Origin of the sequence: Chitinophaga agri (assembly GCF_010093065.1) — a bacterium.
Taxonomy (GTDB): Bacteria; Bacteroidota; Bacteroidia; order Chitinophagales; family Chitinophagaceae; genus Chitinophaga; species Chitinophaga agri.
In genome coordinates this window covers 7,514,254-7,533,033 of sequence record NZ_CP048113.1, presented here as the reverse complement: position 1 = coordinate 7,533,033, position 18,780 = coordinate 7,514,254, and the positions used below count along the sequence as shown (strand labels likewise).

The following is an 18,780-nucleotide window of genomic DNA, read 5'->3' as shown; positions in this document are numbered from 1 at the left end:
CAATTATGTCTACCGTAAACGCATCATTAGAGGCAGGAGTGAACGGCTCAAGGATATTATACAGCATGTTGTCAGCTGCGGGCTATACTAAAACAAGTAGTATTATATAGATAATTTATCAGGTCAGAACAACGACGTCTGACTCGCACTTCCCTTCGGGTAATCATTTCCTAATGCAGGCAGATTAGGCCATTCCCAGTAAGCATCTTTCGGCTGACCATCAGGACGACTCTTCTTTCCGTTCAGTGTAAACACCGTATGGTAACTTAACTCTTCTGCAGGCATACTGTAGTTCAGTATCTCCTTTACATCGCCTTTCGTTCGTTTCGGAGATATCCATTGCTTCGCCATGTCCAGCGGCAGGAATAACGGCATACGATGCGGATTATTGCCTCCGTTATGGATCTGACGCATCACTTCATTTGCCGCCGTAGTGATGATCGTAAAGCTACCCACTTCTGTTAGTTGTCCTTTTGCATCGAACTCCTGATGTAACTGGTACATACCCGGAATATAGAACGGATGTAATGCGGGCTGCTGATTTGTACGAATAGCATAGGGCACTTTGTTACTCCATCCATGGATATGCCTGTACTCAAAAATATTGGTCACAGGCACCAGCACCGGCTGCCTCACCAGTCCAGCCTTAAACCAGTAGGCGTTTTCATCCAGCACTCTTTCCGCTCTTGCATTGACCATATCCATCCTGCGGGCAACGATCTTATCCCTGTCCTTTTCAAACAGGGGCATAACGCCCCACGACATTTCAGACAATATGATACGGTCCTGCTGACGGGCAATAACATCTGTCAGCGGAAACTGCGTAGCGTCAATATATGTTCGCGCTACTTCATCAAACATCACCTGCTTCCTGTTTTCCATTTCAGGAAAAACATCAGTCGTAAGCGCTATTTCACAATGCATGGAGATACTTCTGCACATCTTTACTATCTGATTATATCATAAAACAATACTTCCTTTCGTTGTTGTCCGGAAGTGATGATGGCCATAAACCTGCCCGCAACTACTTTTAATGTCACATCATATCCACCGTCATTCTTTATATGCAACTGACTCCGTATGTATGTATTTACTTTCTGTTTGTAGGTCTGCGATAACTTTCTACAGGCATCCGCATCAGGAGTCGTACTATAAAAGAAACGGTAGGACGATCCTTCCACCATCAGTGACAGTAGCTTTTCCCTGTCACCTCCCTGGTGTAACTGTAATACCTTTCCTTCGCCTGGCCGGAGTTGCAGGAAATGATCATGCGCCTGTTCTGCTGCTGGATAGGCGGTGGCCATAAATCCCTTATTCTCCGCAATACCCGGATACCGGAACTGCTGTACGACCAGATAGTGATGAGCCCGAGCTGTGAGTATATCGATAAATGCGGGCGTCAGTGGTTCGAAAGGATTATATGTAAATAGACGGCTCATTTTGCGATGCAAAAGTAAATTAGAAATCAGGAATAAGGAATTTTTCATCATGCGATCCTACCATAAAATAAAGAGCGTTCCTGACTAATAGCCAGGAACGCTCCCTGCCAGGGTGGAAGACTATTGTAACATCATTCCTAACTCCTGCTTCCCAATGCCCAGTGCTACCGGATCGTTTCCTTCACCTCGCCACAGGTCATCATCGCATCGCCAAAGTAAGGGTTCTGTATAGCCTTGCTGCTACTCAGCCAAAATGCGCCTTTATCTTCCATCGCCATCGGACAAAAATCCACATACAGCTCTCCTGACTGGACACCCGACTGTTTTACCAGCGAGATCAGGTCATTGCTCAACTGGGAAAAAACGGTCCGCTGTCCTTCGACATCTGCGGTAGCAGCAATCTTCGCCGCGCTTGCCGTCAGCCCTGCGCCATCTTTCATATCTGCTGCACCTGCTGCTATCGCATTGCCGGCTAAACGGGCTTCCTTCACATCCCCTTTCACCAGCGCGGAGGTCAACTGTGTATATTGCTGATAAACGGCATTCAGTTTATCATCTTTCAGCTTTATGCCGGTTGCGGATACAGACGCTGGAGGTAGTGCAACAGTAGTATCTTCTGTAGGTGTTTCCCTGCTGCTGCCTGTACTGCCGCAAGCGGTGATAAAAAAGGCTGCTACTGCCGGTAATACGGCAACTTTCATGAATTGTTTCATTGATTTGTGTGTTGTTATAGATCAGATAATTATTGCCTCTTCCGGATTATTCCATCATCGTTACCATTGGATCAGCACCCTTTTTCAGCATGTATTCGGAATACAGCAGGTAGGCCCCGGTGATCACTACCTTGTCTCCCTCATCCACACCGTCAGTTATCTCAACCGCATCAAAATTCTCTATACCGGTACTTACCCGTCTCGGTTCATATTTCCCCTTCGCAGTTTCTATCCATACATGCGCGCCTTTACCATTCCTGATCACCGCATCTACCGGCAACTGAATAAGCTCCTCCTTACGCTTCACCGGCAATAATACATTTACCTGTTGCCCTGGCTGCCAGCGGTTATCCGGGTTATTCACCGTACCCCGTAACTGCATCAGCTGACTACCGCCCTGTAAAGCAGGATCGATGAACTGAACGGTCATTGGTTGAGCCGCCGTTTCCCAACCAGGGACGAGCACTTTCACAGATTGTCCTACATGGACCAGTGACGCTTCCGCAGGATATACATCAGCCTTAACCCATAGCCGGTCATATGCCTCCAGCCGCATGATCACCCCTCCTTCTGCCACGTACTGTCCTTCAGTCACCTGCAACTCAGACACAACACCACCCGCAGTAGCCGTATACGTCATATAGGGATTCACTTTCCCGGACCGTACCAGCTGTGCGATCTGCTCATCGCGCTGGTCATACAGTACCAGCTTCTGACGCGCAGCGGCCTCTATCTGCCGGAACCGTGCATCATCGGGGAACTGTTTCGTCTGTGCCACCGCCAGCAGATATTCCTGCTGCAGTGCATTCAGCTGTTCAGAATAGATCTGATATAATGGCTGCCCCCTGTTCACTTTTACGCCGGTTTCTTTTACATACAGCACCTCGATCCTGCCAGCTACCCTGCTGGACACAACTGTCGTCTTCTCCGGATCAATGGCCAGTCGCCCGTTAAGGTGTTTGAAATCCGATAACGACCCCATACCCACTTCCATCGTGGTAATATTCGCCAGTGCGATCTGACTTTCGCCAAGCGTCAGTGATGCTTCTTTACTGTTCTTATCAAATAAGACCAGGTCCATGCCACATATCGGACAGGTAGCAGGTTTATCCTGCACTACCTGCGGATGCATGGGACAGCTATACGTTTGCTTCTGCTCTGTCTTCCCGTCCTTCTTATCAGCCTCAACACATGCTTGCAGGAACAATACAGGCATGAGGGTTACAAAAGCAGCTGCCTTTAAGAAATGTTTTCTTTCCATACCCATTGTTGCATTAATGATTCGCTTTAATAAAACTCTCACTATCGACCAGATAGGCAGCATTTGACGCTATTTCCCAGTTGCCGATGTAAGTATTCACCTGTATCATATCATCCGCTGTAACACCTGTCTCTACAGCAACAGGCACATACATATGCTTCTCTTTCCTGAATACAACAGACTGATCACCCAGGTGTGCTACAGCCTTTACAGGTAGCCACCATCCCTGGCTGTACACAACAGGAATACTGGCCGTCAGCAACTGGCCTGCTTTCAGCCGGCTATTCTTCAGATATACACGTGTGCGCATAAAGTTCAGCCCATCTCTGAACACCGGCTCTATGAGGTCGATGCGTGCAGATTCCAGGTCGTTGTCATTCGCCACAGCAGAGAATAGTATTTTCTGTCCTTTCCGGATAGCTGCCGCCAGTGCAGCGGGGAATGCAAACTCCGCCACCAGCGATTGCGCGTTGTACACCGTAAAGACCGATTGCCCGGCGCTGACATACTGACCTTCACGCAATAATACCGGCGTAGCCGAAGGTACAGCGGCGGCAACAGTTACGGGCGATGGCGCAGCGCCTCCGCCCATAGCACTCATGCCATCACCACTACCCGTAGCAGCGGACGATGCTGTTGCTGTTACCTGCGCTGCAGCAGCCGATCTCTCCAGGATATATCCATCAGCGATGCAGTACACGGGAATGCGATACATCACACTACCGGTCTTTAGTACCTGATCAATTTGCCCGGGCTGCATACCGAGTAATTGTAAACGCTGTCTGGCAGCTGCAAGTAATTCACCTCCGTTGCGCGCAACAAATAACATTTCCCGCTGTGCGGCTGCCAGGTCAGGAGAATAGATCTCCATGATCAGCTGCCCTTTCCTTACAGGCTGATAATTGTATTTGACCAGCAACCGCTCTATCCGGCCACTTACCCTGCTGGCAATACTGAACTGATTGCGCGTATCATACGTCACCACGCCATTCACCCGTGCCGTAATGATCCGCGCGCCACTATCGGCCTTCACCACCGGCAGCGTTGCTACCACCTGGACATTCACTGGCTTCGTCAGCCGGCGCACACTACTGTCTACAGCCGCTTCATGATGTCCATGCTGTGTTGCCGGGGCAGCTTTTTCCTTACACGCCATCGGTCCGGCTATAGCAAAAGAAACCGCCAGGGATATTTTAACGATATAACTGCTTTTCATAATCGACTATCATTTCATAGAGTTTCAACTTTTCGTCCAGTACACCGGACTGCATCATGGTGAGTGCTTCCCAGGAATCGATCACGTTAGACAAAGCCAGTTTATTCTCCTGGTAATTCAGGAAATTAACTTCCAGCGTTTGGCGAAGGGCTGGAATGATCTTCTCTTCCATGGCTGTTATGCGCCGCTGCATTGACTGGATCTCGTACTGCATACCATACAGCATGCCCTGGGTTTCCTGTAACATAGCAGCCCTTTCCTTTTCCATGGCCTGCACGTTGTATTGCATCGCCCGGATCCCGGATCTGTACATTTTAGAAGACCATGGCACTATCGGGATACTGACCATCCCCATTGCACTGTATGCTTTTGGCATCATCTCTCCCAAAGGAGACATATGATCAAACCGTATCCTGAAATCAGGCTTCCGCTCCTGTTTCATACTTTCAATATTCAGTTGCATTGAACGGATACCTTCATCCATTTTAACGATGTCCTTTCGCACAACGGCGAGCGCGTTTGTATCATACGAAGCGGCCACTACAAACTGCGGCTGCCAGCTGGTATCGATCTCAAACAGCTGGTTACCTGGCGCGTTCATCAGACTATTCATCCATGCTCTCGCCCGTGCGATGGTACCTTCCTGCATGCGAACCATATTACGGTTCTCTTCGATCTTCGCATTCGCTTTATATACGCCGCTTAACTGCGACTGATTATAAGGGAAACGTACCTCTTCTATCTTCTTCATCGTTTCCATGATCTTTTCATTTTCCCGCAGCACCTTTATACGCTGATCAGCGATCAGCCAGTTAAAATAAAGCCGCTTTACCTGTGATCTGAAGTCATTCAGGGTAATATCCCGGGTAGCCCTTTCGACATTGCCCTGCGAAGCGATGTATCGCTTTCTGGCCTGCAGTTTTGCCGGATGAGGAATATCCTGTTCCAGCTGAAACATCAGGTTACCCTTATCTCTCTCATCCATTACCTGCTGCCCGGGATATGGCGTCATGAACGTACCTACGCCGAACATGGGGGCCATCCAGGCAGTTGCGGCATCCGCCTCATATTGATAGCTGGCTGCTTTCAGTCCATAGGACTGTAACAGCAGATTATTACGGTCTACCCGTTGGAGGATGGTATCCAATGACAGCACGGGTACCTGCTGCGCGGCCAGCGTAAGCGGCAGCGTCATCATAAGCAGGAGTATATAACTAGTGATGTATCTCATGGATCTCCAATTTTCCATACTTGCGTAATTCATATTCTTTCGTCAGTAAAAAGATCAGTGGGGTGACCAGTAAGATATGCGTTGATGACGTCAGCACACCACCGATCATTGGCAGTACGATGGGTTGCATCAGATCAGTGCCAACACTGGTTGCCCACAATACCGGCACCAGTCCGAACAGCGACACACATACCGTCATCAGCTTAGGTCTCAGGCGTTTAGCAGCACCATTGATCACAGCCTGTCGCAGGTCTTCCCGGGTGATGGTTGCAGAAGAATTCCCTTTTTCCTTCACGAGTTGCTGCATCGCATCATTCAGGTAAATAACCATTACAATACCCGTCTCTACTGCGATACCGAAGAGCGCAATAAAACCAACCGCCACTGCAACCGATAAATTCACCCCCCAGAAGTAGATCATATACGCACCTCCTATCAGTGCAAAAGGCACGGTGATCAGGCTCAGGAATGCCTCCCTGATAGAATGGAAGGCGAAATAAAGGGAGAAGAAAATAATGACCAGCACCACCGGAGCGATCCACATGAGTGTTTGTTGTCCGCGGATCAGGTTTTCATATTGCCCGCTCCATTCCAGGTAGTAGCCTTTCGGCAATAACCCTTTGGCGTGGCTCATCTTACCGATGGCCTCATTCACTGTGCTGCCAAGATCCCTGCCACGTACGTTGAATAATACGGCACCACGCAGCATGGCATTGTCTGACGTGATCATCGGCGGACCGTCTTCAAATTTCACATCCGCCACGGCAGACAATGGCACTTCTCCGAATCCTGGTGAGATGACCGGAATACGTTTAATTTGTTCTATACTATTCCGGTACTCCTGGGCGAGCCGCACGCTGATAGGGAAACGCTGTCTGCCTTCGATGGTAGTGCCAATAGGCGCGCCTCCCAGCGCTGTTTCCACCGTCTGATTTACATCGTCTACATTCAGGCCATAACGCGATAGTTCCTCTCTGCGTACATCGATACTCAGGTACTTACCTCCGGTAACCGGTTCCACATACAGATCGGCAATACCGGTAGTACCTTCCAGCGCCTTTTTTACACGTTCAGATACGACTGAAATAGTATCCAGATCCTGGCCATAGACTTTCACGCCCACATCTGTACGGATACCCGTTGCCAGCATGTTTATACGGTTAATGATCGGCTGCGTCCATCCATTCACCACACCGGGGATCTGTAATCTGGCATCCAGTTCATCGATAATGTCTTTCTTTGTAATGCCCTTTCTCCATTTTGCTTTCGGCTTCAGCATGATGATGGTCTCGATCATACTGATAGGAGAATTGTCCGTCGCCGTGCTGGCCCGTCCGGCCTTTCCCAACACCTTATCGACTTCAGGCACCGACTTAATGATCTTGTCCTGCACCTGCAAAATGCGCTTTACTTCTGCATTGGACACATCCGGCAATGTCACCGGCATGAACAGGATACTCTGTTCATCAAGCGGTGGCATAAACTCACTTCCCAGACTTCTCAGCAGCGGAATTGTAATGACCAGGGCGATCACATTGATGGCGATAGTTGTCTTACGCCATTTTAATACCCCCCGGATAACCGGTTCATAGATCTTTTCCAGTACACGGTTTACCGGGTTCGCATTATCCGGCCTGAACTTTCCCTTCATAAAAAAAGAGATCAGTACGGGCGCCAGCGTGATCACCAGAAAGGCATCCATGATCATGATAAATGTCTTGGTGTATGCCAGCGGGTGGAACAGCTTTCCTTCCTGCCCGGTCAGCATAAATACAGGCAGGAACGAAGTAATAATGATAATAGTAGCGAAGAACACACCCCGGGATACCTGTTTGCTGGACTGCTCGATGATCTTTAGTCGTTCTTCCTCTGTGATCCATTCGGGTGATCTCTTGAATATTTTCTTTAACCAATGCATGATGGGCTTATTTTTTCTGTTGTTGCTGCCATTGCGCATAGCGCTCGGACAGATTTTTATAGGCATTCTCACTCATGATGATCCCGTTATCGACAATCACACCAATAGCCAGCGCAATACCTGTCAATGACATGATATTGGACGAAATACCGAAGAGGTTCAACAGTATGAAACTGGCTGCCAGCGTAATAGGTATCTGTATAATAATGCTCAGCGCACTACGCCAGTGAAACAGGAAGATGATCACGACAACGGACACCACGATCATCTCCTCTATCAGCGTATGGCGGATAGCGTCTACTGATTCCTTGATCAGTTCACCTCTGTCATAGACAATGTCAAACTTCACACCCTGTGGGAATCCACGTGCCACCTCCTGCATCTTTGCCTTCACTTTATCAATAACAGCGGCAGCATTCTCTCCGTATCGCATCACGACAATACCACCTACACGTTCGCCTTCGCCATCCTGGTCAAAGATGCCGAGTCTTGTTTCGCCGGTCATCTGGACAGCAGCAATGTCGGCCACACGCACAGGAATACCACCCTGTGTTGCGACAGCGATGTTGGCTATCTCTTCAACAGATTTCAGATAACCGGAAGTCTTGATAATGTAACCAATGTCGCTCAGTTCAAATTTTCTGCCGCCAGACTCATTGTTGTTGGTCCTTACGGCATTGATCACGTCAGCAACTGACAACTTATAATAGAGTAGTTTATTTGGTATTAAAGTGATCTGATATTGTTTCTGGAAGCCGCCGAAAGAGGCGATCTCACTCACGCCTTCTACATTCTGCAATGCAAACTTCACGTACCAGTCCTGTAATGCACGTTGCTCACCGAGGTCCATTTCCGGTGCATCCAGGGTATACCACAGGATATGTCCCACACCAGTGCCGTCAGGCCCCAGCTGGGGTGTCACACCCGCTGGCAGCGTACGCGATACAGTACTGAGTCTTTCCAATACCCGTTCCCTCGCCCAGTAGATATCTACATCGTCATTGAAAATGACATAGATAAAACTCATACCGAACATAGAAGAACCCCGTACATATTTAATCTTAGGGAGCCCCTGCAGGTTTGTCACCAGTGGGTAGGTGACCTGATCTTCGATCAGCTGAGGGCCACGGCCCATCCATTCTGTAAATACGATCACCTGGTTTTCCGACAGGTCAGGGATAGCGTCAACAGGGTTCTTTTTCACGGAAAATACGCCCCAGGCAAATAAAGCAAGTGCCATCACCAGCACAATAAACCGGTTACGCAGTGACCATTCAATAATACGATGTATCATATCTCTTCTTTTCTGTAGCCAGCTGTGGTAAAATGTTTCCCACAGCTGGTCGGTTATGCTATGCTATCAGCAGTGCTTATTTATGCGGATGTGCGGGTGCTTCACTGCCGGCCGGAGCTCCTTTACGGGTGTACTGGCAGCATCCTGGAAGTTTAGCGTATACGGCATCAGTAGCAGCAGCCTTGTCCGTATCGTGCCCAACTGCGGCAACACGCTGCTGGATGGCATCTTCACTGATCTTTGCCGGATCATAAGACACCTTCATCATTTTAGTATTGACATTCCATTCAGCCTTTGAAATGCCCTCCGTAACCAGGGCTTTCTCTACGCGGCTTTTGCACATACCGCAGTTGCCATATACCTTGAAGGAAGCCGTTTTTGCAGATTGTGCAAACGCGCCGGATGTACTCAGAAAAGAAATCATAACGATTAAAAGAGACAGTACTTGTTTCATATGATGTGATTTAAAAAATGTGTGTGAAAGGATGTTGTTCATTTGCCGGGCATAATCATGCGTGCTCCCTTGCCGGTTCGCGGCGGAGCAATGATCAGCAGTGATAGCGGATACGTGTGGACGTAAAAAGCTATCAGGCTTGATCGTCAATGACTACCTCAGAAAAAATATCAGCATGTGAAATGACGGTCAACTGCCTGAAAGAGTTGGCAGATCAGTATACGAAGATGTATACGCCGTGAGAATGGGGATGGATCAGATCAGGAAAAGACAATGCAGGATATGAAGCTGTATCTTACTACTCCGGGGCGGAGCATTACTAACAGGATACTCTTCCACAATGGAAGAAGTAAAAACAGGTGAAAGTGCAATATAGTCAACCGGTGTTACCAGTGCGGTAAACTGCATGGCTTCCACCATCCGTTCCGCAGTCTTCTGGTCTTTTTCCAGCTTCACAGTTTTATGCGTGTCCTTACAGCACTTTCTTACGCAGTTCTTTTTACCCGACTCAGTACCGCATTTGCTGCAGGACTTCTTCACATCACTTTTCCACAGCTGTACATCAACCAGCTTACCCATGCAGTAGTGCACGTGCAGGGTGGCTCCGGTGGATGTCGCCATGTAAAAGACAGCTAATATGAGTGCAAGGACTTTCTTCATTCCGCAGCAAAAATAACAGTAATTCCCAACAAGCACTTATATTATTTTTACACGGTTTTATATTTAATTGAACGGTAACCTGTATTTTAGCCCCTCCTTATACCTTGAACCCATGTTTAAACCACTTTTTCTACTGGTGCTGGCCGTTGTTGCCTTTGTGGATTGTGTTGCCCAGACAAAAAACACCTTCAAAACAAGCCAGGGACTGACTATCAGTGTTCGCACGAATGGCATTTATGTCAATGGCAACAATCTGTTCACTATTGATCCGGAAGATGAGCTGTATTTTACGGACAGGCAATGCCGGCTGATAGAAACCAGCGGCTCCACATTCCTGTTCGTACCTGCTGATGGCAGACCACGGGAAGAGAAACTACATTGCTTTAAGATCACTGCTGACAAAGTAGCGCTTGTGCTGAAAGCCATTAATTCGGAGATCAGAAACCGGGATGACGACCCTTACCCTGAATTTGGTGGTGAAGATATCACAGAAAGTTACACCACACAGGACTCCATGTACTATGTGCCTACCCGCTACTATGAAATCAGAGATGGGAAGATCTTGTTTGACTCGGTCTTAACGATCAACATGGACATCAGTAGAAACGGCCTCTATATGAGTGCCCCTATGACAGAGAATGGCTATTGCTGCAAGGTAGTGGCGACACCCGTACCATTGGTGGATCCGCTGATCATCAGTGAAAGAATAGACGGTCCGGCTAATATCAGGGATGAGGTGAATGGTAACCTTTTATTCACTTTAGCGGACAACGTTCCGGTAACAAGAGGCAATGAAAAGAACAACTGGTACGCTATCGGTCTGACAGTCGATTTAACACCCGCGCAGTTTACCAAGCATCTTATTGAAAAAGGAAGTCCGTTATATGTGAAGGGTAAGACAGTCGGAAAAGCGCTCAATGATATACATCTGGATGAGCAACAGTACCGGGAAAATAAAACCGTCCAAATAGGCGGTTATACCGCGATGCAGAATATAAAACCGAATACCCTGCCGGAGAATATACTCAGTGCGATTATCAGTGAAAATACCGCCGGACTGTCAGCACTACGGGATTTTATCAAAGGCTTCGGCCTCCGGCAGTGTACAAACGGTGATTATACAGCATATTGCCTGGAAGGTTTATATACGGTGTATGACATCAGTGCGCCGGTCAGGATAGGGTTGTATTTCGAAAAGAGCACATTGGCCGGCATTCTGCACCTGAACAAAATTGACTACAAGCATGCAACTGCTTATAAGCTGACACGCAACTATTACCTGACAGTACCAGGTAAACAATCAGCAGAGAAAATAAACAAGCTTATTACACAGCTTAATGACATGCTGAATCATGCTGATTAAAGTGTCAGCAACGCAGTTACTTACCAGCTTACCTCTATGTAATCCTTGAAGAGCTTTCCGGACAACGCTTCGCCCTGCATTCCCCTGTATATGGGGTCATAAATGCGGGCAGCAGCGTCTTCTAACATCAACGGCGGTACAATGCCTTTTCCTTCCAGACGTGTACGTTTCTCTATCGGATTACCCGTAGATACCCAACCTACGTCCACGCTGTTCATATAGATACCGTGTTCCGCATAATCGCTACCACTCGTGCGGGTCATCATATTCAATGCCGCCTTTGTCATATTGGTATGCGGGTGATAGATCGTCTTGCCTTTATAGCTGAACTGACCTTCGGAGGAACTTACGTTGATAATATATTTATCCTGGTAGGGAGAGTTAAGCAGTAGTGGCTTCAGACGGCTGTTCAGCATAAACGGCGCAATATTATTCACCAGGTTCGCTGACAGGACTTCTGCGGTATCCACTTCTTCCAGCTTCATGGTCCAGGAGTTACTGGGCCGCAGATCCAGTGGCTGGTCAAAGAAATCAGTCTGCTGAGCAGGGAAGAAAGTATGCTGTTCGAGTAACTGTTCATTCGTTTCAAGCTTCAGCGGCGCTCCTACCAGCGGATTCACCAGCATCCTGGTCTGGTCTTCGGGTGCGATTGTACCTAACTCCAGCTTCTTATCTATCAGTGGCTTGTAATAGGCAGCAGGATAAGAGATCGTCTGCGCGGCATTATTAATAATAATATCCAGGCTGTTGAAGTTAGTGTGCACATATTGCAGGAACATTTCTACCTGTGGGATAGAAATAAGATCCAGGCTATAAATAAACAGCCGGTCTTTCCATACATGGAAATCAGGTTCTTTGCTATAGCTCAGTAATGCATCTGCTGCAAAACGGGTGGTGGCAATAACAGTCGCCCCGTCGCGCAACAGCTTCAACGCAGTTACATACCCGATCTTCATACGGGCACCGGTGACGAGCGCCGTTCTGTTGTGCAGGGACAGGCGCTGTTCCTTTTTCTGTGTGTGTATTTCCGCGCAGACAGGACAAAGCCTGTGATAATGATGATGCAGCTCTGTATAAAGATTTCTGCAGGCATAACAAATGATGGCATTACGCAGGGTTTGCTGCATCGGGATGGGGATGACCTTCTCAGGCACTTTCCTGACTGACAACTGCATTGCCTGCCTGAATACACCTGTCTGTGCCATTACTGTCATGTTAGCTTCCTTACGCTCTATGGCGGCGGCCTGCTTCAGGTCCTTTTTGGCAGTCTTATAAATTTTAGTCACCAGCCCTTTCAGACGGTCATTGTTGGGAGAATCGAAGGGGTGCTTGCTGAGGAACTGCAAAATATCATAAAACTTATCCCACTCCTGCTGCGAAAATTCCTGCATGATGATCTGCTTATGGTGCTGAAAAAAATGCGGTCCGGAGACAGGATTCGAACCTGTAACCCTCTGCGTGTAGGGCAGATGCGCTTCCATTGTGCCACTCCAAACCGCCGCGAATATAACATATATATATTTATTTTTATATAGTGTAAACCTCCGCCGATAAAAAATCCGGCTGGCATATCCGCTTAATTTTTTACGCTTACTACGTGCTGATTATTAATAATGAATGTGTATATGGAGGTAAAGTATGCGGGGCAATCCCCGGTCCTATGAAATAAAATATTTGCGTAGTTAAATGACTACACATATATTTGTAGTCAAATAACTACATAATGATCCTTAGACGAGATGTATTTCAGGCCATAGCAGACCCTACCAGGCGGGCTATCCTGTTATTACTGGCCACGACACAGTCTATGACGGCCGGCGCCATCGCATCGAACTTTGACACGGCAAGACCTACTGTGTCAAAACACCTGCAGATACTCACCGAATGTGAGCTACTGAAACAGGAGCAGGATGGCAGGGAGATTTACTATCACATCAATGCCAGAAAAATGAAAGAGATAGCAGATTTCATTGAACCCTTCCGACAGATGTGGGACGACAGGTTCAACAAACTCGAAGACATCATGAAACAGTACAAATCAAAAAAATAGCGTCTTATGGAACTGAAAACAAAAATCCACGCTGAAGACAATCAGCAGGAACTGGTGATCACCAGGGAATTTGACCTGCCCCTGGAACTTCTCTTTAAAGCCTATGAAGAACCGGAGATCGTGGCGCAATGGATGAGCACAAATGTGTTGAAACTCGAAAACAGGCAACACGGCGGATGGCAGTTTGAAACTCGTGATCCCAAAGGTAATGTGGTGTTCCGTGCCAATGGTGTGATCCATGAGTTTCTCCCTAACGAGCGTATCGTACGTACATTTCAGATGGAGAATACCCCTTATCCCGCGCAACTGGAATTCCTGGAGTTTGAAGCACTCAGCGAAGAGACCAGCAAACTGACCATGAAGATCATCTATAAATCCCGCGATATGAGAGACCAGATGCTGAAACTGCCTTTCGCGCAGGGACTCAATATGGCACATAATAAACTACAGGATATTGCTGGCAGGCTAAACCCCGTTCATCATGACAAAGAGAAATAAGATCATCTATTGGATAGCCACACTCTGGCTGGCATTAGGCATGGTGTCTACCGGCCTGGTACAGTTACTCAAATCAGAGCAGGAGGTGGATTTCGTTAAGAACCTGGGCTATCCGGCTTACCTCATGACATTACTGGGTATCTGGAAGATACTGGGCGTCATCGCCGTACTGGCACCACGTTTTCCGTTAGTGAAGGAATGGGCGTATGCCGGCTTCTTCTTCGTGATGTCAGGAGCGATATTCTCACATATTGCCGCCGGGGATGCTATCAAAGAGATATTTCCTTCATTATTACTATTAACTTTAACTGTCATCTCCTGGTATTTCAGACCAGCAGACAGAAAAGTAACGCAAATCACACCCGCCTATTCACCGATATAATTTACCATTATGAAAAACACCTCCACGATCAGAAAGAAATTGTCTGCAGATGAAGCAGCGACGCTGACGGCCACATTAAAAACACGTTTTGAAAAGAACAGGCAACGGCATAAAGGTATTGAATGGGAAGAGGTAGCCGCTGCGCTGAAGGCAAAACCGGAGAAACTCTGGTCACTCAATGAAATGGAAATGACAGGTGGTGAACCAGATGTGGTTGATCACGATAGGAAGACAGGTGAATATATCTTCTTTGATTGCTCAGCAGAGAGTCCTAAAGATCGCAGAAGTCTCTGTTATGATATCGAGGCGCTGGATTCCCGCAAAGAAAACAAGCCGGAAGACAATGTCATGGACATGGCCGCTGCGATGGGCATCGAGCTACTGAATGAAGAGCAATACAGGGCCCTGCAGCTACTGGGGAACTTCGACACAAAAACATCCAGCTGGCTTGTCACGCCACCTGCGATCAGGAAACATGGTGGTGCTATCTTTGGCGACCGCCGGTACGACCATGTGTTTATTTATCACAATGGCGCATCCTCCTATTACGCAGCCAGGGGCTTCCGTGGTGCACTGCGGGTATAACTACCTGGTATGATGCACTACATCTTACGGCTCACTTTATCCTGAATGGCAGTCAGCAGGTCAATGGACTGATGCAGCCGGTCGTATGCCACGCTGGCATCCAGTGCAATGTTCTTCCTGCTAATATCCATACCATCCAGGAAGGCTTCCAGATAGGATAAATACTGCGTTCCCTCACCGTTCAGCACATTGTAGATCTGATCGTTGAGACGGTCTCCTTCCGCCCTTAATTCGTCATTAGTAAGGTCTGTAACACTACGCATCTGGCGTATGACTTCTCCCATCCTGGTCTTTAGCAGTTCCAGGTTATGGGGATCCTTCCTGCCGGGAGCAATATTATACCGGAAGATGCTGTCAGAAAGGTTCTTTCTGGCCTTTGCATAGGTGGTCAGTTCCCGCCGCAGGGCGTCCAGATTGCGCTTCAGCTCCTCTCCCTTCTCACGGGTGAAATATTTGTCAACATCTGCATGCAGGTGTTTGGTCCAGTTCAGCAAACTGGTAGAAACATCCGTTACCGGCGCAGATTGTGCAGCTACAAAGGTCACAGACAGCACCATGACACTCAGCAGTAGAAATTGACGGAACATGGTTATTTTTTATCTGAAAATAAGAAATAATGAGACATGCTGTTCATTCCATACAGGCTCGTCCATGGAGCTGTCTGTCTGACTGCTGTGATCAGATCGGGACGGTATCTCAGAGATTCAGACACCTGGTCACCTGGTGCTGCCATTCCTCCAGTGCAATAAAGGTATTATTCGGATTCAGGGAGCTGGTGGAGTTCATCTTCACCACCGGGATACGGATATGCTGCAACTGCCCGATCCTTCGGAGATAGATCAGCGGTTTTTCTCCATTACACAGCACTGCCTTGATAGCTTTTCCCTCCAGGAAACCGGTGATGTCGTTAAAGGTAGGATCTGCGATCTTACTATCGTTACTGCCTTCCCGTACGCAATCCTTTATGATATCCCATAATGCCACACCATGGGACAATAAGAACTGATAACGCTCTTCACGGGGTGTATCAAAATCAAAAGGCTGGTACGCCGGATAATCCGGTTGCAGTATTCTGTACATAAAGTCCCAGAAATGATTGCTCTCATTGGCGTAATAAGTCTTTGCATCCAGGGATTCCACGCCAGGCATGGTGCCGAGGATAAGAATTTTGGAATGTTCATTGAACAGGGAGGGGAAACATTGGATTCTGTTGCTCATAAATTTACACTTGCTAACTTTTCAGGGATACTCGTAATGATTACGTTCATTTATCCTCCTACACGATGACAAATAAAGTTTAATATTTAGCTATAAGAATTAAATACCCGTACAATTTGGGGTTTGTATCGCCGAATGTAAGGATGTTTTAGCAATCGCTCAAATTATGCAACAGGGAAGTACTTTTTTTAAATGTTATTTGCAATAACTGGCAATGTATTCTTCAGTTAATATTATGCCACCCAGATCACGCGCTTTCATAAAGTTGGCACAGGCCAATAGAACAGCATTTTAAATATGCTTTTGATCTCATTTTGCTGAATCCAAACAAATTCCATAATTTACATACCCTGACCTCATTTATCCATACCATCGCCTGTAATGAATAACCAGCGAGTAACAAACGCCACGGCACCTTATTGATTGTCACAGAATGTAATTACCTGTAATCGCACCGAACATATTTTTAATGTAACAGCCACCCTCTGATCGCATGCGGCTGTTCCGGACATTCGTTAGCAATAACCAAACCTCAAATACAATGTCAAACCAACACGAACACCTACACAACCATTCCTGCACGCAATGCGGTTGCAACAGCCCTCTTGTCACTGCCTTAAAGGATGAGCTTTTCAGTAAAGAGAACTTTGCAGCGCTTCCCACTGAAAAAAACGATATCGAAACTGCCGAACCACAGGCGATCATGTTCTATGGCGGCACCATCCGACCTATGATCGATGGCTCCGTAGATAAAGTTGAAGCGGTAGGCTTTGCTGATGGCAAAGTAGTAGCCGCCGGTGATCAACAGTATGTATCAGACTACATGCAACAAAACTATCCGGATTACACGTCAAGAGAACTGGAACCCGGACATACCCTGTTACCTGGTCTGATCGAACCACATGTACACATTATACCTACGGCATTGCTCATGTCATGGGTGGATGTAGGCGCATTTCATGAACAAGTTTTACGTGAAGGATATGGCATGACGATGGTCAGCGACATCCTGAAAGAGAAAGTACATTCCGTCAAAGAAAACGAATGGTTATTGGCTGCAGGCCTGGATCCCGCATTAATGCCCTTGCAGGATAACAACCGGGAACTGATCACCATCAATGTACAGCTGATGGATGACATCACCACAGCAGTACCCCTGCTGATCATGAGTGCGTCTATGCATACTATGTATGCGAATACCAAGGCACTGTATGATATATTCCATCATCCCAGGAATACAAAACTGCGGGAAAAATATCTCGATGTATTTGAAGCCTACAAGATCGCAACCCATGGTCGCCTCCAGGAAGCCGAACAGATGCACCCTGCCCTCATCAGCATTCCTCCGGCACAGATCGTGAACATGTTCCTCCAGTCATTTAAATACATCAAACAGTTCTTTGATACCGCCAACCAGCGTGGTGTCACCTTCCTGTATGATGCAGGTATGAACAAGGAACTGAAAATGCTGCTGGATGTTTATCTCGCCGTACACAAACGGCAGGTGCGTATAGGTGCTGCGCAGATAGTAAGCGATCTCCAACAAGCAACGGACCTGCCAACCTATGAAGCGCCGGATAAATATGAAGATGTATATATCTCACACGTAAAAGTGATCTCCGATGGTTCGAATCAGGGACTGACCGGATACCAGGCCGAGCCCTACAGGTGTAAGCCCGAGCACAACTATGGTATATTCAATTTTGGCCAGAAAGAAACCAAAAGACCGCTGACGCCTCCGGATGAATACAGGGCCATTATGGAAATGGTGATCGGACAAAAACGGTGGCCGCTGATGTTACATGCCAATGGTAACCGTGCTATCGAATTTGGTATCGAGATGTTCAAAGATTACATACCAAAGCCTATTACGGACACACGTCACAGGATAGAACACTGCTCGCTGACCACCCAGGACAACCTGCTTACAATGAAGTCGCTGGGTGTATCACCAAGTTTTCTGATCGGCCACGTGGGCTATTGGGGATATGCTTTCCATGAAGCGATCTTCCGTGATAAGAGTGAAATGCTGGATCGCTGTAATTCGGCTCTGAAAGCAGGTATGAGGATCACCCTGCATAGTGACAAGAATGTAAGTCCGCTGGGACCACTCAGGATGATGGAGCAATCCATTACACGTATTATGGAAGCCGATCCGGCCCTCCAGTCATTACACCCGGATGAATGTATCTCTGCAAGCCAGGCATTAACCGCAATCACATACGATGCAGCCTGGCAGTGTTATGCGGAGAACTGGGCAGGGTCGCTGAAAACTGGTCACTTTGCAGATTTCGTCATTTTGCAGGCGGACCCGCTGACGATACAGGATCCATATATGCATATACGGAACATTCCCGTACTTGAAACATGGGTAGGTGGCTTACAGGTGTATGTCAGTCAGCCACAGGAAGCGAACATGAGCGTCGCATAATAATTTGAGAGCCAGTGTCTGACGCACTGGCTCTTTCTTTTAATAACATCCTGATAAAAAATGTCGC

General features: G+C 47.4%; 19 protein-coding genes and 1 tRNA gene. 6 read left to right on the top strand and 14 right to left on the bottom strand.

Annotation, left to right across the window (positions count from 1 at the left end):
* Positions 1 to 123: 123 nt before the first annotated feature.
* From GWR21_RS29755 to GWR21_RS29710, 10 genes are all read right to left on the bottom strand, one after another.
* Positions 124 to 942, bottom strand: a complete 819-nt coding sequence (locus GWR21_RS29755; RefSeq protein ID WP_162335325.1) for an SOS response-associated peptidase — start codon at positions 940 to 942, stop codon at positions 124 to 126.
* A gap of 5 nt (positions 943 to 947) precedes the next feature.
* On the bottom strand, positions 948 to 1,439 hold the full coding sequence (locus tag GWR21_RS29750; RefSeq protein ID WP_162335324.1) for a hypothetical protein: 492 nt from the start codon (positions 1,437 to 1,439) through the stop codon (positions 948 to 950).
* 164 nt (positions 1,440 to 1,603) lie between these two features.
* The gene (locus tag GWR21_RS29745) at positions 1,604 to 2,152 is read right to left on the bottom strand and encodes a DUF3347 domain-containing protein (protein WP_162335323.1); all 549 of its coding nucleotides are present in this window, start codon (positions 2,150 to 2,152) and stop codon (positions 1,604 to 1,606) included.
* Positions 2,153 to 2,198: 46 nt separating this feature from the next.
* Positions 2,199 to 3,413 carry an efflux RND transporter periplasmic adaptor subunit gene (locus GWR21_RS29740; RefSeq protein ID WP_162335322.1) on the bottom strand — a complete coding sequence of 405 codons (1,215 nt, stop codon included), beginning with the start codon at positions 3,411 to 3,413 and terminating at the stop codon, positions 2,199 to 2,201.
* A gap of 13 nt (positions 3,414 to 3,426) precedes the next feature.
* On the bottom strand, positions 3,427 to 4,629 hold the full coding sequence (locus GWR21_RS29735) for an efflux RND transporter periplasmic adaptor subunit (RefSeq protein WP_162335321.1): 1,203 nt from the start codon (positions 4,627 to 4,629) through the stop codon (positions 3,427 to 3,429).
* Positions 4,607 to 5,860 carry a TolC family protein gene (locus GWR21_RS29730; protein ID WP_202929013.1) on the bottom strand — a complete coding sequence of 418 codons (1,254 nt, stop codon included), beginning with the start codon at positions 5,858 to 5,860 and terminating at the stop codon, positions 4,607 to 4,609. Before GWR21_RS29730 ends, GWR21_RS29735 begins: the two co-directional genes overlap by 23 nt.
* Positions 5,844 to 7,778 carry an efflux RND transporter permease subunit gene (locus tag GWR21_RS31745; protein WP_202929012.1) on the bottom strand — a complete coding sequence of 645 codons (1,935 nt, stop codon included), beginning with the start codon at positions 7,776 to 7,778 and terminating at the stop codon, positions 5,844 to 5,846. The genes GWR21_RS29730 and GWR21_RS31745 overlap by 17 nt, the downstream gene beginning before the upstream one ends.
* A gap of 7 nt (positions 7,779 to 7,785) precedes the next feature.
* Entirely contained in the window at positions 7,786 to 9,072 is a 1,287-nt protein-coding gene (locus tag GWR21_RS31740) for an efflux RND transporter permease subunit (RefSeq protein WP_162335319.1), read from the bottom strand.
* Between the two features lie 76 nt (positions 9,073 to 9,148).
* Complete coding sequence (locus GWR21_RS29715) at positions 9,149 to 9,526, bottom strand: heavy-metal-associated domain-containing protein (RefSeq protein WP_162335318.1); 378 nt, start codon at positions 9,524 to 9,526, stop codon at positions 9,149 to 9,151.
* Between the two features lie 255 nt (positions 9,527 to 9,781).
* On the bottom strand, positions 9,782 to 10,186 hold the full coding sequence (locus tag GWR21_RS29710; protein WP_162335317.1) for an HYC_CC_PP family protein: 405 nt from the start codon (positions 10,184 to 10,186) through the stop codon (positions 9,782 to 9,784).
* Positions 10,187 to 10,298: 112 nt separating this feature from the next.
* Here GWR21_RS29710 and GWR21_RS29705 point away from each other — a divergent pair, with 112 nt between their 5' ends.
* Entirely contained in the window at positions 10,299 to 11,549 is a 1,251-nt protein-coding gene (locus tag GWR21_RS29705; RefSeq protein WP_162335316.1) for a hypothetical protein, read from the top strand.
* 20 nt (positions 11,550 to 11,569) lie between these two features.
* Here the strand turns inward: GWR21_RS29705 and GWR21_RS29700 are convergent, their stop codons facing one another.
* Together GWR21_RS29700 and GWR21_RS29695 are read right to left on the bottom strand one after the other, a co-directional pair.
* Positions 11,570 to 12,940 (bottom strand): SDR family NAD(P)-dependent oxidoreductase, encoded by a 1,371-nt coding sequence (locus GWR21_RS29700; RefSeq protein ID WP_162335315.1) that lies wholly within the window; start codon positions 12,938 to 12,940, stop codon positions 11,570 to 11,572.
* A gap of 32 nt (positions 12,941 to 12,972) precedes the next feature.
* Positions 12,973 to 13,044, bottom strand: a tRNA-Val gene (locus GWR21_RS29695).
* Between the two features lie 228 nt (positions 13,045 to 13,272).
* Between GWR21_RS29695 and GWR21_RS29690 the strand changes: the two genes are divergently transcribed.
* Genes GWR21_RS29690 through GWR21_RS29675 form a run of 4 tightly spaced genes read left to right on the top strand, consistent with a single transcriptional unit; the run spans position 13,273 to position 15,064 of the window.
* Positions 13,273 to 13,599 (top strand): ArsR/SmtB family transcription factor, encoded by a 327-nt coding sequence (locus tag GWR21_RS29690; RefSeq protein ID WP_162335314.1) that lies wholly within the window; start codon positions 13,273 to 13,275, stop codon positions 13,597 to 13,599.
* Between the two features lie 6 nt (positions 13,600 to 13,605).
* Entirely contained in the window at positions 13,606 to 14,097 is a 492-nt protein-coding gene (locus GWR21_RS29685; RefSeq protein ID WP_162335313.1) for an SRPBCC family protein, read from the top strand.
* Entirely contained in the window at positions 14,081 to 14,479 is a 399-nt protein-coding gene (locus tag GWR21_RS29680; protein ID WP_162335312.1) for a DoxX family protein, read from the top strand. The genes GWR21_RS29685 and GWR21_RS29680 overlap by 17 nt, the downstream gene beginning before the upstream one ends.
* Positions 14,480 to 14,488: 9 nt before the next feature.
* Entirely contained in the window at positions 14,489 to 15,064 is a 576-nt protein-coding gene (locus GWR21_RS29675) for a DUF4256 domain-containing protein (protein WP_162335311.1), read from the top strand.
* A gap of 17 nt (positions 15,065 to 15,081) precedes the next feature.
* Here the strand turns inward: GWR21_RS29675 and GWR21_RS29670 are convergent, their stop codons facing one another.
* Both GWR21_RS29670 and GWR21_RS29665 read right to left on the bottom strand, forming a co-directional pair.
* Positions 15,082 to 15,651, bottom strand: coding sequence for a hypothetical protein (locus tag GWR21_RS29670; RefSeq protein WP_162335310.1), 570 nt, complete (start codon positions 15,649 to 15,651; stop codon positions 15,082 to 15,084).
* A 109-nt stretch (positions 15,652 to 15,760) separates the two neighbouring features.
* Positions 15,761 to 16,282 (bottom strand): DNA-deoxyinosine glycosylase, encoded by a 522-nt coding sequence (locus tag GWR21_RS29665; RefSeq protein ID WP_162335309.1) that lies wholly within the window; start codon positions 16,280 to 16,282, stop codon positions 15,761 to 15,763.
* Positions 16,283 to 16,823: 541 nt separating this feature from the next.
* On the opposite strand from GWR21_RS29665, the gene GWR21_RS29660 reads away from it, so the two are divergent.
* Positions 16,824 to 18,713, top strand: coding sequence for an amidohydrolase (locus tag GWR21_RS29660; protein ID WP_162335308.1), 1,890 nt, complete (start codon positions 16,824 to 16,826; stop codon positions 18,711 to 18,713).
* The last annotated feature ends 67 nt before the right edge of the window (positions 18,714 to 18,780 follow it).